General features: G+C 52.5%; 14 protein-coding genes and 1 riboswitch. Of the genes, 11 read left to right on the top strand and 3 right to left on the bottom strand.

Annotation, left to right across the window (positions count from 1 at the left end; translation table 11 throughout):
- The first annotated feature begins 178 nt into the window (after positions 1-178).
- The 5 genes from ACR3ZL_RS18325 (at position 179) to ACR3ZL_RS18305 (ending at position 7,061) form a co-directional block, all read left to right on the top strand.
- Complete coding sequence (locus ACR3ZL_RS18325; protein ID WP_473651662.1) at positions 179-805, top strand: RNA polymerase sigma factor; 627 nt, start codon at positions 179-181, stop codon at positions 803-805.
- Positions 806-849: 44 nt separating this feature from the next.
- Positions 850-2,901 carry a serine/threonine protein kinase gene (locus ACR3ZL_RS18320; protein WP_486172856.1) on the top strand — a complete coding sequence of 684 codons (2,052 nt, stop codon included), beginning with the start codon at positions 850-852 and terminating at the stop codon, positions 2,899-2,901.
- Between the two features lie 227 nt (positions 2,902-3,128).
- Positions 3,129-4,373, top strand: a complete 1,245-nt coding sequence (locus ACR3ZL_RS18315; protein WP_473651666.1) for a DUF1559 domain-containing protein — start codon at positions 3,129-3,131, stop codon at positions 4,371-4,373.
- 73 nt (positions 4,374-4,446) lie between these two features.
- Positions 4,447-4,755 (top strand): hypothetical protein, encoded by a 309-nt coding sequence (locus ACR3ZL_RS18310; protein ID WP_486172855.1) that lies wholly within the window; start codon positions 4,447-4,449, stop codon positions 4,753-4,755.
- Positions 4,756-5,864: 1,109 nt separating this feature from the next.
- Positions 5,865-7,061: a DUF1559 domain-containing protein gene (locus ACR3ZL_RS18305; RefSeq protein ID WP_486173593.1), complete on the top strand. Its 1,197-nt coding sequence runs from the start codon at positions 5,865-5,867 to the stop codon at positions 7,059-7,061.
- A gap of 1,389 nt (positions 7,062-8,450) precedes the next feature.
- Here ACR3ZL_RS18305 and ACR3ZL_RS18300 read toward each other — a convergent pair.
- The gene (locus tag ACR3ZL_RS18300) at positions 8,451-8,849 is read right to left on the bottom strand and encodes a hypothetical protein (protein ID WP_473651668.1); all 399 of its coding nucleotides are present in this window, start codon (positions 8,847-8,849) and stop codon (positions 8,451-8,453) included.
- A 218-nt stretch (positions 8,850-9,067) separates the two neighbouring features.
- On the opposite strand from ACR3ZL_RS18300, the gene ACR3ZL_RS18295 reads away from it, so the two are divergent.
- The 3 genes from ACR3ZL_RS18295 to ACR3ZL_RS18285 all read left to right on the top strand — a co-directional run bounded on the left by ACR3ZL_RS18295 (position 9,068) and on the right by ACR3ZL_RS18285 (position 11,136).
- Positions 9,068-9,235: a hypothetical protein gene (locus tag ACR3ZL_RS18295; RefSeq protein ID WP_473651669.1), complete on the top strand. Its 168-nt coding sequence runs from the start codon at positions 9,068-9,070 to the stop codon at positions 9,233-9,235.
- 51 nt (positions 9,236-9,286) lie between these two features.
- The gene (gene hpt / locus ACR3ZL_RS18290) at positions 9,287-9,826 is read left to right on the top strand and encodes a hypoxanthine phosphoribosyltransferase (RefSeq protein WP_473651670.1); all 540 of its coding nucleotides are present in this window, start codon (positions 9,287-9,289) and stop codon (positions 9,824-9,826) included.
- Positions 9,827-9,909: 83 nt separating this feature from the next.
- Positions 9,910-11,136 (top strand): glycosyltransferase, encoded by a 1,227-nt coding sequence (locus tag ACR3ZL_RS18285; protein WP_486173592.1) that lies wholly within the window; start codon positions 9,910-9,912, stop codon positions 11,134-11,136.
- A gap of 51 nt (positions 11,137-11,187) precedes the next feature.
- On the opposite strand, the gene nusG is transcribed toward ACR3ZL_RS18285, so the two are convergent.
- Positions 11,188-11,742, bottom strand: coding sequence for a transcription termination/antitermination protein NusG (gene nusG, locus ACR3ZL_RS18280; protein WP_473651671.1), 555 nt, complete (start codon positions 11,740-11,742; stop codon positions 11,188-11,190).
- 14 nt (positions 11,743-11,756) lie between these two features.
- Positions 11,757-12,140, bottom strand: a complete 384-nt coding sequence (locus tag ACR3ZL_RS18275) for a hypothetical protein (protein ID WP_473651672.1) — start codon at positions 12,138-12,140, stop codon at positions 11,757-11,759.
- 280 nt (positions 12,141-12,420) lie between these two features.
- Positions 12,421-12,551: riboswitch (cyclic di-GMP riboswitch) on the top strand.
- 173 nt (positions 12,552-12,724) lie between these two features.
- On the opposite strand from ACR3ZL_RS18275, the gene ACR3ZL_RS18270 reads away from it, so the two are divergent.
- From ACR3ZL_RS18270 to cpaB, 3 genes are all read left to right on the top strand, one after another.
- Positions 12,725-12,904 (top strand): Flp family type IVb pilin, encoded by a 180-nt coding sequence (locus ACR3ZL_RS18270; protein WP_283432383.1) that lies wholly within the window; start codon positions 12,725-12,727, stop codon positions 12,902-12,904.
- A 414-nt stretch (positions 12,905-13,318) separates the two neighbouring features.
- A complete protein-coding gene (locus tag ACR3ZL_RS18265) occupies positions 13,319-13,876 on the top strand; it encodes an A24 family peptidase (RefSeq protein WP_473651674.1) in 558 nt (185 codons plus the stop codon).
- Positions 13,877-14,136: 260 nt separating this feature from the next.
- The gene (cpaB, locus tag ACR3ZL_RS18260; RefSeq protein ID WP_473651675.1) at positions 14,137-15,228 is read left to right on the top strand and encodes a Flp pilus assembly protein CpaB; all 1,092 of its coding nucleotides are present in this window, start codon (positions 14,137-14,139) and stop codon (positions 15,226-15,228) included.
- Positions 15,229-15,321: the final 93 nt, after the last annotated feature.

Genomic DNA, 15,321 nt, shown 5'->3' with positions numbered 1-15,321 from the left:
GGCAAGTCGTTGTGACACGCGATCTGAACCGTATCAAAGTGCTGTGAGCTGGCTAGTTCAGGGCGTTGTTTACTTCTCGTTCGGGTAAGCTGGTACGATCTAGGTAAGTGCGATCAGGTTGGTCTTCGTGATCACCGTAATCGCTGGCGGCTACTGAATTGTTGAAATTCCCCGACGAATGAATAGTCAATCGCAAAATTTGCCGACCCGTATCTCGCTGTTGGAACTTGCTCAGTCGGGTAAGGACCATCCGGCTTGGGAAGAGTTGTTGGCGTATTACCGGCCGTTTATCCGTCAGATTTTGACGCATTTAGGCGTGTCCGATTCGGATCTTGATGACGCTTGCCAACTTGCACTGATGCGGCTTTGGCGTGATCTAGTGGACTATCAACACCAACCAAACCGGGCTCGGTTTCGTAGTTGGTTATCGCAACTGATTCACAATACTGCGATGGATTGGCACCGTCGCCAACGACGAAACAAGCAAAACGTTAGTACAGACGCAAACCATGTCGAGCAAACGTTGCTGTTGGCTTCCGAATCGGAGCTAGAACAGCGGATTGAAAAGGAATGGCGACAGCATATCGTGAGGCTTGCCCTTGAGCGTCTGAAGTCAATCTTTTCAGGTGACGCGTTAGACGTCTTTGTCCGCAGTGTGGAGGGAGAATCGGCCGCAGAAATTAGCCGCGATTTAAATATTCGCGAGGAAAGCGTGTACGTTTTAAAGCATCGAGTCAAAAAGCGGTTGATCCTCGAATCGTTCGAATTGCGACGCGAACTTGAATTTCCCGATAGCATGCCATGACATGCCATTACGCTTGGTAAATCAATCACTTAGGCGAAGATTCCATGGCTGATCGTTCAGCTCCTCAAGACTCCATCGAACGAATCGATCTCATCGTGGACGATGTTTTCGAGCAAGCGGATCCGACGAAAGCGTATGGGCATGGTTTGGAATCGGACGACGATATTTGTCCGTTGTTTTGTGCGATTTCTCGGGTTAAGAATCGCTATGAAGACCCTGTGCTAATTGGCCGTGGGGGGATGAAAGAGGTCTTTAAAGTTTACGACGCGAAAGCATCCCGGCATGCGGCGTTGGCGAAGCCATTGCCAGAGTTTTCTAGGGATCACTTCGACGCTTTTTTGCGAGAAGCACACCTGACCGCTCGGCTAGATCACCCCAATATCATTGACCTATTTGATATGGGGGTGGATCCGGAAGGACGCCCCTTTTTCACGATGGAATTGAAACAAGGTCGTCCGTTGCGTGACGTCATTCACTCGCTTCAGAACGGGGAGTTGCTGGACGAGTTCTCTTCACAAAAGCGATTGGAGATCTTCCGGCGGGTATGCGATGCGATTGCTTACGCGCACTCACGCAGCGTATTGCACTTGGATATCAAGCCTGAAAACATTTTTGTGGGCGAGTTTGGTGAGGTGAAAGTTTGCGACTGGGGGATGGGCGTCGTGATGGCGCGAGAGCCCGGTCAAAATGAATCGACCGTATTGCTTGACCCTGACCTTTACGGTTCGCTGCTGGATTTTGCCAAGGGGACTCCGGCGTACATGGCGCCGGAGCAAAAAGACAAACGCCAAACCAAAACTCCCCAAATGGACATCTATGCCATGGGATGTTTGTTGCATGAATTGCTAACTCTGGAAGTGCCCGGTGGGACTCCGGAAGCGAAATCAAATATTGATAGAGCGCTGGCGGGAACCATCGCCAAAGCTACAGCGATTGACCCCGATGAACGCTATGCGACAGTCGAAGACTTGAGAGAAGATATCTCGCGTTTTTTAGGCGGGTATAGCACTTCGGTTGAGCCTTCGAGCCTGCGAAGAGAAGCGGCTTTGTTCTATCGACGGCATCGCGAGGCATGTTCAATCGCATTTGGTTTGCTGGCGATCTTTGCGATCTGCGTCGCGTATTTTGTGATCGAGCTTCGGCTTAGTCGCCAATTGGCAATCGAAGCACGAGAACGATCTGAGAAGGCTCAGGTCGCGGCTGAAGATGCCCAAGAGCGAGCCGAGACTTCGCTGGCCCAGTACTTGGCTGAAAAAGAAGAATCCGAGCAACGGCAGAACGTTCAGGTTGAATCAGTCATTGAACAGTCGGACTTTGTGACCGACGCGATCTTTCTGCGAGACAAAGCGATGCCAAGCGCGATTGAGCATGCGTTGCGGAACTTGGAATCCATTCTTGTCTTTGAGCCGTTGCCCGATTCGAAGGCTTGGATGCAGAAATTCTATCTGTACTTCCTGATGCAAGATTTTGGGTCCGCTTTGCAGCTTGTCGAAGATGGGAAAATCATCGAGCCTGACTTGGTTTTATGCGCGGAACAGTACTCGCTGTTGACAAATGAAGAAGGCTATCTCGAGACAGATGACTTCATTTCGTTGATTCACGAACTTTGTGATTCCGGGCCCTATCCCAATCATTTGCGTCGAGGAAAGCTCGCCGAAAAAATGTTAATTTACGATAGTCTTTATCGGCAATCGCATGTCGACAAGACTCGGATCGTACGTGAGTGGATTCAGATCAATAATCGAACCTGGCAGGATGGAGAACTTGTCTTCGAGCCAGAAACCGAAACCGTTCGATTGCGGGGCAAAGGATTGAAACGATTGAGAAGAACTTTTGGTGGAACGGATAGGCTTAGTTTGGTTTACATTCTCAAGCCAAGGGTGCTGGATCTACGCGAAACCGATGTTCGCAACCTTTCCGACCTGGGGGGCCTCGAGCTTCATGAGCTCGATCTTCGGCAAACTCCAGTTGCCAACCTGGCACCGTTGCGGAAAAACCGCAATTTGCGGCGGATCCTGCTGGACCCAGGTCAGGTGTCAGAAACTGAAATTTCAGCTTTGCCAGATTCGATTGAAGTCGTAATCGCATCTGAATAGGGCCTAGGCGAGAAATCATTCTCTACGCCGGGAAATAGCAGCTTGGCACCTCTGTGTGGTGGTTTGGGTGTGGCTCGATGCGTTGGCCTTTCAGGTCGCTGACAAAAATAAACTGCAAAATTCTGCTTTGTGTGTATAGATCGGGGCCCTTAGGTTCGCTTAAGGGGTGCACGGGACCTTAGTGGCCCCGCGATTAAATCGGTTTTGTTCTTTTCTGGAGTCAAAGTATGCCTCGTCCAAGTCACACATCGGACCCAAGACATGGGTTCACACTCGTCGAATTGCTGGTCGTCATTGCCATTATTGGCGTTCTTGTTGGGCTTTTGCTGCCCGCCGTTCAGGCAGCTCGCGAGGCGGCACGCCGCATGAGTTGCAGCAACAACTTCAAGCAATTGGGTTTGGGACTTCACAACTATCACAGCGCATTTAAACAGCTGCCGATTCACGGTACCGGACCGATCAATGAAGCACACAAAGCTCTTGGTGGAGCTAATGCCCGTTGGAACAAGGATCCAGAGCATCAATATAGCCGCATAGGTGCATTAGTCGGGTTGCTTCCGTTCATGGAGCAACAGGCCATATGGGAGCGGGTCAGTAATCCACTTGTTATTGGGACAACGCGTTTTACAGAATTTGGAACCGTTCCGTACACGGAGATGCAAGGCACTACTACCCAGTTTACGAGCGATGGAGTTTCCTATGATCCGTGGTTCACTGAAATCAACACGTATCGCTGCCCCAGTGACCCTGGAGTCGGCCTCCCCGCAGGAGGCCGGACGAACTACGGAGTTTGTGTCGGTGATTCAATTTCGTTAAATCTCGGTGCGGGGAGGTTCAGCGATAGCAATCTCATTGCGACGAGTACCGCCAGTGTGGCTGCTTTTCGTGCTTCTGATCGAGGCGTCTTTGACGTGTACGACAAAAACCAGTTTCGAGATATTCTCGACGGATTATCAAACACCATCGCGATGGGAGAGATGAACACGGACCTCGGTGACAGTCACATTACGACGGAAGTGCGAGGGGGCGGAACCAATGTTCAAAACAAACCAGACCGATGCAGGCCTCAGATCAATCCGGAACGCCCACAGTTTTGGTCAACCACAGTCAGCCACACCTTTACCCCGCTCGCGTCGCGTGGAGCATGCTGGGCAGCAACAGCGCCTGGATTCACGATCGTGAATACCGTCCTTCCACCTAACCGTGAGTACTGCAACGACGCCAACCAGGACTTCGTTGCCGCCAATGGAACATTGACGGTCAGTAGCCGTCACCAAGGCGGAGCCCACGTTTTGATGGCGGATGGTGCTGTCAGATTCATCACTGATTCCATTGAAGCTGGGAATAGCTCAGCGGCCGATGTTCGCAATGGTGGCAATGGTGATTCGTCCCCTGGTTCGCCGAGCCCGTATGGTCTTTGGGGAGCGTTGGGAACTCGGGCATCAAAGGAAGTGATTAGTCAAGAATTCTAGGGGGCTTTCCTTTTAGGCAAGTTGGTCGATACATGCCTCGGTGGATGTACGCTGAGGAAACTGAGATGCAACCATGGCCATCGATTGGTGGCTTCGTTGTGCTTCAATTATTACCGAACGTGCTGTTCCCAGAACTGATTCCGTTTTCAATGCGACTACAAGCGTCTTTAATTATTCAAACCATTTCGATAGCGAAAGTTGTTCAAAGATGAAGCTCTTTTTTGCGTGCCTTTTTTCTCTGCCCCTATTTTGGTTTACCACTGGTTGCTCAGAACCCGAAACAGCAGTAATCGACACGTCACAACGGCCTCAAAGAACTCCCGAAGAGATCGCCATTCTCACTGGCGCGTTGGATAAAATGGAAGACGCCGGTAACGAATGAGGACAGGATCAAAATAGGAAGGGGCAATCGTGTTCGGCCCGGCAACAGCTGGGCCTGATCAGTATGCTGGTCATTCTCTGAGTGCTCAAGTCAACTGTATCGGGCTTGCGAAACTCTTTGCCTCGCGTGTGAGTTGACCAAGTTCAACCAAGAATCAACAATCACAAGGTCTCCACGGGAGCGTTATACGAGGCCGGTAGCCTGTTCGATGCAGCGCATCTGCAGCCTGCATCGGCGCACTTGAGTCCAAGGTTTCGGCAACCAGCACCGATGCGTCCTTCCAATCATCGAATGGGACGACGCACGCGCCCGGATGATTCACGTTGACCGAAACAGAACGGCAGTCGACATGCCGTCTCGGCACCAATGCTTCATTGAAGCGAGCGGCGGTTCTCTTGGGCTATCAACTCCAAGATCAAACGGACCTCAAGAGTGGTGATAAGGATTTGCCCCGAGTGCTTCATCAACATTTCATTTTGGGGTTGATCGTAGTGGATGAGGCGACGAATCCTATCACTCACCGACCAGACGGACTCGTCGCCTCGCCCACTACCCCCAGCTTGAGTCTGGATGAAGCACTAGGTAAGTTCCCGATTGGGAATGTAGGCGAAGTCGTATTGGCTTTGGAAAACCCGTGTCCATCCAAGCTCCTGCGATTTCGGCAACTGCATCTAGTTAGGACCACTTCCCATGAGCGTTGAACCTCGCTTCCAATCGGGCTCTAAATTACCTTCTGCTATTTTAGGATCGGTAGTGGCTTGGGGGGCTCGAGGAATACTGCGGAGCGACTGTTCTGAGCCGGTTCGTACTGGAAGACGCTCATCAAAGTGAGCAGTCGCTTGGCAACTTCGGGATGATCCGCCAGCACATTGTTCTTCTCGCCAATATCCGTTTCTAAACTATTTAATGCGAGAGAAGCGACTGCCCTGGGCCCAGCCAACGTATGAAAGCCCCCGAGTCTAAGCACTCCAAAGAGATTTTTCGTGTTTGTTATCGATCTCGCTTATCCGTTAAAAGATCGGCGTCTCGGAAGAGACGGTAGGTAGTGCTTCGAGGCTTCGGCTACCGCAGGGAAGGCTTTCTAGGGCATGCCTCTGTATCACTAGGTTATCTCAGTTAAAGTCGGCGAGAACGCCTTTTTCGGTGCGATTGGCGTTCTTGTTGGGCTTTTGCTGCCCGCCGTTCAGGCAGCTCGCGAGGCGGCACGCCGCATGAGTTGCAGCAACAACTTCAAGCAAATTGGATTGGGGATCCACAACTATCACGCTGCTTACAAGGCAATGCCTCAGCAAGGTACTGGCCCAATGCGTCCTGAAAGAACCGCGATGAGTGGAAACAACGCCAACTGGGGAAAAGAACAAACCTATTTTCACCGCCAGGGTAGTGCGTTGATTCCGATCCTTCCTTTTATTGAACAACAAGCACTTTGGGAACAGATCACAAATCCAATGTTGATTGGCAGCGATCAGTTTGCAGAGTGGGGGCCTAACCCGTGGCACGTTGCTGCTTTTGCGTCAACTTGGACGGAGGATTACACGCCGTGGTTTACCGAGCTTGCCACATATCGCTGCCCGAGTGACCCAGGATTTGGGTTACCTAGTGCTGGTCGAACAAACTATGCGCTTTGCAGCGGGGATACGACCGATTATCAAAACACTGGGCCTTACACCAACGTAAGGCAAAAGGAAACTGAGCGTGATGACGCACGGTGGCGCGCTGCTTCGCGTGGATGTTTCGGACTGTATTCTCAGTATAAGTTTCGCGACATTTTGGATGGCCTTTCCAATACGATTTGCATGGGAGAAATCAATACGGACCTAGGCGACGAAAGTATTACCACATCGCCCCGTCGAGAAACGCAAGCTGGAGGAAACCCGTCGGCTTGCCGCCAAACCCCAAACATGGTCGATCCTGAACGACCCCAGTTCTGGAGCTCGGACTATCCTTCTCATGCCAACAACTTTGTGTCAGGAAGACGTGGGTACATTTGGGCGGCAGCTAGTCCTGGCATAACGCAGTGCACTACCATCCTTCCGCCTAATCGAGAAATCTGTGTCCGAGGCCACAACACGAATAGTGATGGTGTGTGGACGATGAGCAGTCGTCACCAGGGCGGTGCACATGTTTTGATGGCGGACGGTGCCGTGAGATTCATTACGGACTCTATTGAAGCGGGCAATGGTTCTGCAGGAACGGTATTCATCAATGGTACCGATGATCGTGCACCAGGTTCCGTCAGTCCTTATGGGTTGTGGGGCGCACTTGGAACTCGTGCTGCAAAAGAAGTGATTGACCAGGACTTCTAACTCGCAGTAGCCCTCTTCGGATCTCTACGCTCGTAAGAGCGTGGTAGTTGTAGTCGCCTTGTAAGGGCATGCCAGCTTTTTACAAGGCGTAGCCGTTCTTTCCCGATGGCACATCGCATCGGTGAGGTTGAACGAATGTTGTGAGGTTCGCCAGGATTCTCGGATTAGAAATTTGAACCAGAATCCCAGGCGAGTCGCAGGACGCGCGGTATCGATAACAGATGAACATGGCGTAAGAGCCATCAAACTATTTTTTGCATTGCAGTCAACCTGTTTGCCAATCCACAGGGCACACCGGTGCTGACTCTTACTTTCCAGGAAAAGAATTAATGCGGTTTTCTCTCTTTTTGATCCTTCTTCTCGCGATCACGCCAGGTTGCAGCGACTCATCCAGTAGCGTGATAGATACGTCTCAACGCGAGAAGAAATCTCCAGAGGAGATAGAAGCTATGATCAATAGCATGGATGAAAGTCCGGCTCCGATGGGTGCGAAGGGCGAGTAAAGCCCAGGCTGGACAAGCAGCACATGGGGTGGTTTTGAAACTGGTTCGCGATCTCCGCGGACGACTGGTGTAGCGGCATGTACTTATTTCGCCAGTGCTCGGCGAATCCAGTGCTCGGTAAGTTCATCGCTCGGTGATTACGGGGCGCTCGGTGAATTAGGTATCACGCCATAGACAAGTTCTTTGCTTATTTATGCCAGTACCTCATGTCTCCTTGGGGTACGTATCGAACGACCTAGGTTTTTGTCTTTTCAACGGACTGCTTGGCCGTCTGTTTGCATTCGGATGGAACGCCTTTGTTCGCTTCGGTAGCGCGACGAAACGCTTGAGGATCGACCCAATTGAAGTTGCAAAGAATTCGTGTCGATAGTGACTCGTTGGGGGCCTCAGTCCAAGCTGACTCGACAGTGCTATGACGGCGTTTCTGATGTGTCATTTAGACGAACAATAGCTTGTCCTATCTCTGCACTGGATTGGCAAGGTGGACGCGTGCAGATAGTCTTGATGTCTTTGCTCGCGAAGCCAACCGCCGACATTTTCGTCAGCTTGATTCCAAGCACTGCGGCTGCCGTTGCGATCTGCTGCGCAGTTACGAGGTGGTGAACCGTCACGGATACGAGCCGGCTGTGCATGGGCAGCCAATTCAGGGACCGCTCGCCGCAAAGCGTCCCATCTTCACGAGGCGTTAGTGCAACCGAGACTTGCTTTGCACGGCTACCGCAAATTCGCATGAAGGTCGCAGTACCGGTGCAACCTGCTGTGCCTGTTCCAGGCACGTAACAATTACCAAGCACAAATCAATTACGAAGCTTGGTTCAGCGAAGTTGGGACACTTAAACTTTTGCCGCAAGCATCGCTTGGCGGTTCTGGTTTGCCGACGTGCTGCTTACGCGGCGCGGCGGAGTGGTTGATCGTCCGCGGTTTGCGGCATCTCGGTTGGAGGAGTGGCAGTTTGTGGTGGTGCGGTGCTGCGGATCATCGGCAAGACGTCAGCAATCTCGGGGCCGGCAAGTTCAGCGATTTCGTCAGCGTTCAGGCTGGCTAGGCATTTGCCGGCCGTGGAATGGATTTTCAGCTCATCTTCTTCCGCGAACCAAACCGCTGCTATCAACGGCGTGCGAAATCGGCGACCGCGGTAGAATCCATCGCAAACAAAAATCGACTCACGCATCTCATCGAAACCGTGGTCGTTCTCGTCGGTTGCGTTGGTATTTTCTTCAGGATGATTCTCCAACCATTGCTGAAGGCTTCGTCGGACACGTGCAAGCTGTTGCGATGGCGTCATGCGGCTATTCGATCTGGAGAGAATCCGGCAAAATGCAATCGAGAAAACATCAATCGATCACTCCTGCCTTATCGTCCCGATGCGTGCTGGTGGATCGATCGAACCGGTTTCGCTAGAAAAGACGCTATTTGTTCCCTGCCTTCGCCATGGTTCCCAGGCTAACACCAAGATTCTTTTGTTAGTGCTTCAGCAAGATTTCAGTTTCAGGTAGCCGACGGATGACACGTCTGTCCTCGTTGGAAGGTGCGGGGGCCCGCGTGCCTCGCCCACTACGGTCAAATGAGAGTCTGAATGGAATCTTCCGTGACCCAACCCTGAATGAAATGGATCTGAAACGCTATTCTTGGTTCGCCCAAACCGGCATTGGCATTCGCCGGTATTTGTGACGGAACATGAATTTGGCCTACTTTCCATCCACTCCCATCTGAACAAGCTCCATGCGCACACTCATCGACGAAACCCAGCTCGCCGCAGGAGTAGCGAAGCTCGCCAAAGAAATTGACAGCCAATACGGTGACCAGCCGATTACTGTCGTGGCGGTATTGACCGGTTCGGTCGTGTTGTTCGCAGACTTAATTCGCCGGCTTTCCATGCCTCAGCGTGTCGGTGTGATTCAGGCGTCGAGCTACCGGGGCGGAACTCAGGCGGGCGAACTGACCATTGACGCAAAAATGCTAATTGACGTGAAAAATCGCGACGTTTTATTGGTCGATGACATTTTTGATACCGGGGCAACAATCGCGAAATTGCGGGATGAGTTGACGCAAATGGGAGCTTCAAGCGTGGCAACGGCCGTTTTGCTACGAAAGGTGCGAGAGGAACAGCACAGCGTGCGGCCCGATTTTGTTGCCTTTGAAATTCCGGACGAATTCGTGGTTGGTTATGGGTTGGACTATCTTGATATGTATCGGAACTTGCCGTTTATTGCGGTATTGGAGCCGGATGAAATTGCCGCCACCTCGGCTCAGGTTGGGTAACCGCGTTGTCGTCAAACGAAACTATTGCCCAAGAATCGTCGCAACCGGAACGCCCAAGACATAACGGAAAACGCGTTTTGTGGGTGGCGCGTCGATTTTGGCCACATGTGAACGGGCGTCATGCCCGGGCCTCGGCTTCGTTTCAGCAAGTTCAACGCTGGGCCGCCGCGGGGTACGACATGCAAGTATTGACACCGCGATATTCCAGCCATTGGTCGGAGGGGTTGTCGATCGGAGGAGTGCCAGTCCACCGAATTGTTGCCGCTCCCAAAGGGGAATGGTCAATGCAGCGGTACGTCCGGTACCTGGGTAACTGGATAATTGAGAAGCTTGGCGAGTATGACGCCATCGTTTGCGACGGGTTGAACGATGAAGTTCGCGCCGTGGCGATGGCGATCGCACATGCGAAAAAACAACGAGGCGTTTCATCTCCATTAGGTTCTGAGCATTGCAACGTTCCGACGACGGTGGCCATTTGTGACGGTTGGGGCGGCGATGCCGACGAGGTGTGGTGTCGTCAGGCACGTGGAGGCCGTCGTGTGTTGGCGACGTTGGCTGAACTGGACCACGTCGTGACGCGTCACGCTGGAGCAGATCGGTTTTTAGTTGCCAATGAAGTGCCCGCAGAAAAAATTTGTCGAATCCCACGCGGGTTTTCACGACCGGAAAGATGGACTCCGCAAGAGCGATCTGCAGCCCGGAAATCATTGGCAACGGCAAATCATGACTTAAGTGCAGGACTGGATGACCGAGTGCTGTTGTGGTGTGGCGATATGAAAGGGCGTCCGGGTGACCAAGGGGGTGTCGTTACGTTGGTCAAGAATGCTCGCTTGTTGTGCGGACGCTACCCCAATTTGAAAATCTGGCTGCTTGGCGACGGTGAACTGCACGACTGGGTGCACCAGGAATTGAAAGCCGAGGGCGTACGCGGCGTGGTTGCGATCCCTGGAACTTTCTCTGACATGACCGATGTGTGGCGATCGGTCGATTTTGTTGCGGTCAATAGCGACGACCAACTGCGGTACGTGCTTCCCACGGCAATTGAATCCGCTGTGGCGGTCTTGATCGTCGACCAACCGCCGATGCGATCGAGGGTGCAAGCGGTTTTTGAACCTGCGGTTGCCGATTCGTTTGCTTGGTACGATCCCAATCGGATCGCATCGTTCCGGAAAACGTTTCGGATGCTATGGGAAGAAATGGCCGATACGACCGAGCATGCTTGGGAGATCGGTAACGAGGCGGCGCATCGGTCTCACGATCATGAAGAGATGCAGCGTTGGGCGGCGATCTTGTCTCGAAGACACTGCTAAGAACGGCGAAATCGCTCGGTGCCCTTTGTTCGCCCCGGCAGGCTTCGAAAGTCAGTCAATCAGTTCGAGTTGACAATCTTCCAGTTTGACGCTGACGCCTTGTTCCATGAACCGCACCGCAACCAGTAGCCTCGTTTCGTTTTCGCGACGTATGACAGTGCCCTCGTAACCTGAAAAGGCGCCGTTTCGAACGCGAATATTCTGGCCCGGCTGCAACCGGGATTCGAGCGTCAGCGGGACGCCCATGTTCACCAGGTTGCGAATTTGGCGCAGGTCTTCAACCAAGTCAGCGACTTCGAGGATCTCAGCAGCCTGCATCACCGAACCGGTGCAAACCGCCCTATAGCGGGCTTCGTCGTCACCTCGCAGAAACACATATGTTGAAAAAAGCGGTACATACGAAGTTCGAATTCGTCCGGCTGGGGACCGTGTTCGCTTCGGGATCATGGGGGCGAAGTAGCTGATCCCTTCGGAATGCAGTTGTCGCATGACCGACTTTTCCTGCCGGCTGCGAACGTACAGCAACCACCAATTTGCCTCCAGTGACTCGTCTTGGTCCAGCAGGTCGTCGGGATAGCAATCCGGTTCAGGCGGTAGGATAGGCATGGGAATTACTAAAGTTACCGAGCGTGGGGAGCAGTAGGGCCGGTGTCTATATCGTCATCTATGATCGGGTAGTCCAGCAAGCTGATCGGTTCAGGTGACTCGTTGATGGTCCAAAGGCGGCAATAGCCGCGGGTTACCCGGTCAATTTGCTGGGCAACAAATTTTGGGTCGAGTTGGCGACGATCAAAATCGCCTTGAACCGTAACCGGTTCGAAACGAGGGTCGACAATATATTGTGCGAGTGAAGGATTGCACCGCAAATGCCGCTCAGGAGATAGATGCAAACGTTCAGCATCCAACTGGCCGATCACGAACCGCAGGTACAAGTCACTATCGACGATTGACGTGACTTCGAGGCCGCAGGATTCACACAGGTAGCCTTGATCGCATTTCGCCATGATGGTTTTACCGGCTGGGTAAGTCTTGTTGTTTATGAGTGGATAGCCTGCACCGTACCAAGGGGGGGATTTGAGCGAATCCCCTGCCTAATCGTTAAAGCCGGCGCAACCGGGGGCCTTAGCTGACCATTCGAGTCAGGATCATCAGACTTTTTTGACTCGCGTTGTTCATAGCGTACTTTTCTGTAGTGAGAGAGCGAGACCTGCAAAGGTCTTGCTGCTTGGAAGAGTTCCGAAGCGGTGTGTTGCCGACAAAGGCTTTTCCAAGTCAGCCGAAGTTCCCTGACAAAGGCAAACCGTTCGAGAGGACGGGGCGCAAAACCACGGGTCCGTGAGTCGGCTTGATGAGGTGCGTTCACGTTGTGAAACACCCACCGTCAAGCTTGGCTTCAGGAAAGCCGAGTTGCCTGGAAAAGCATCTGTTGATTGAGAACCAACGGGTTGCTGAACCGCGGCTTGTCAGACGAGATTTCGTTCGATGGAGGCTGCTTTACGAATGAGACAATCCACAACGGGTTGCCTATTTTAATTGTCGCCGGGTCACCTCCGTAAGGGAGTTACCCACGAATCGTCTGGAGATAGACATGAAGAAGTTCGCTGAAAACGTAGTTGCATTCCTGAAAGAAGAAGACGGACCAACAGCTGTTGAGTACGCAGTTATGTTGGCTCTGATCATCGTTACTTGCTTGGTTGCTGTTCGTTTGGTTGGTACCAACGCCAGCGCTAAGTTCAACGAAACCGCCGCCATCCTAGCCACTCCCTGATTTTGTGGCGTGAGCGATCGCCGGTTCGATCGGCGGCTCGCTTGCATGACTTCGGCGACAAGTACCGAGGTAGCGAAAGGAAGCAGTTTTCTTTCGCACCTCGGTCTTGCCTTGTCACGGCCATGCTTTGCAGACGTTATGACGTCCGCACTTTGCCTGGACGTCGTGGCATGGGCCTCCGGCCTATTGCCAATAGGGCAGAAGCCTATGCCACGTTTTACATCCGAACCTCGGAACATCCATCATGAACTATCCACTGCTACCCGCTGATACTGCTGCTTACGCATGGCAACTAGCTTGCTGTGGCTTCACATTGTTTTTCGCAATGTTGAGTTTTGTGATCGGACCTCGTTAAGAACCTTCCAAAAAACCTTTCCCGTCGCCAGATTCGACGGTTGCACCTGGGGATACACTATGGCCATTCTGCTTGAAGCCATCACTCAAAACTGGACCATTTGGTTCGTCACGATTGTCTTGATCGTTGCTGCCGTGATCGACGGCATGATCTTGAAAGTGCCGAACTGGTTGACGTTTCCATTCATCGTTTGCGGATGGATTCACTGCACGATGCAAGGCGGATTGCCTGGCCTCGGTTGGAGCTTGTTGGCTACCTTCGGCGGCATGATGATGCTGCTTCCACTTCGCAATGTTGGCGGAATGGGTGCCGGCGACGTGAAACTGCTGGCCGGTGTCGGTGCTTGGTGTGGCCTTTGGGTCACGTTGCAAGCATTCGTGGCAACCACCCTTGTTGGCGGTGTTATGGCTGCTTACATGATCTGGAAGAGCGGCAACTGGATTAAGCACTATGCGATGGCCTTGACCATCTTGAACGAGTGGAAAACGGTTCGTAACCCAGAAAAACTGGCTGCAATCGCTCGTGAACGGAAGCCGACCATGTCGCTGCTTCCCTACGGCATCCCCATGGCGATCGGAACAATCTTGTTGTTCGCCGGTTCGGGCATGCTGATCTAGCTCAAATGAACGCCTTTCAGATTCGCACGGGTTTCGGCCCGTGTGAATTTAGGTGGTTTAGCTAGTTTGTTTTGAATGGTCCGCTGACGCTTGAGTTAGCGAGTCAGCCACACCGATGAATGGAAGACGATCGGTCGAAAATACCGCATGGACGCACGCCAAGATCCTGGTCCTTGTTCGTAAGGAGCAATGATCTTTGACTTTCCTGGTTCGTCGGTTCAACAAGACCAATCTCCTCGGATTCCTAGTAGTAATCAGTCATGAAAAATAAATCTGTTCCATTGCTGATGGCAATCGTTTGCGGCACCATTGCTGCGATCGGATTAAGTCAGTGGATGCAGGCCCAATCCACCTCGGACACTAGTGTTGCGACGGTCGAGATTTTCGTGACGGCCAAAACGATTGACATTGCCGAGGAAATCACACCAGACAAAATTCGTTTAGAGCAGTGGCCAGCCGACCGAGTTCCTAAGGGAGCCAGTGGCAGTCTTGCTGACATTGAAGGCAAGTACGCTCGCCAGCGTTTTTACGAAGGCGAACCGATCATGCCCGTCAAGTTGATGGACGATTCGAACGGTTCATCGCAAACGATTCCACGCGGTTATAGCGTCGTATCGATGCGAGCCGATCCGGAAAGCAGCGTTGCGACGCTGGTTCGTCCTGGAGACCGCGTGGACGTGATGGCGTACTTCACCAAAAGCGAATTGATTCCAGAAACCATGGCCAAGACCGTGCTGACGGGCGTCCGAGTTTTCGCCGTTGATGGTCGCACCGAACGAGAGACCGAAGAAACGGAAACCAAGACCGCTCGCTCGATCTCGTTGTTGGTTCACAAAAACGATACACCCGCTTGGACCTATGCCAGCGAACTGGGCAAGATCCGGTTAACCCTTGGTAACCCAACCGATGTCGTTGATGCTTTGCAAGAAACGGACGGCAACGGTGCCGGTCAACAGTTCTTGCAGTGGTTGGCCGATCACCAATCCGCCCAAGCCGCACGGCAAGCGGAATCCAAGCTACCTAAAACAACCACCGTCAAACACACTCCTAAGCCGACCAAGCAAAAGAAGAACGGCTTCAAAATGCTGAAGATGTCCGGTGGCGTGTTAACCGAGTACTGGATCGAAGAAGGCAAGCAAGTCCCTGTGATTCTTAACGAGTCTGGAAAGGGTGGCGTGCATGAGACGGATGAAGAAACTCGAGTGGAACGACCCAATGCTGCACGCATATCTGCTCCACGAGATTACAGCTACTTGAACGGCTCGCAGAGTCCGTTCTATCAGCCACCTGGTGAGCAGGATGCTCGCGAACGTGCGACCGAAGAGAAACCCGAGTTTGGCTCGGAAGAGTAACTTCAAGTTAGACAAGATCATTTTCGCTTCATCGACAGGCGTTCAACTTGCCGATGAATATACTTCCAACTGGGGGTGGCATCAGTAGCCACT

The organism is Rhodopirellula sp. J20-39, from assembly GCF_057365095.1.
This window is presented reverse-complemented; position numbering and strand designations above follow the sequence as displayed.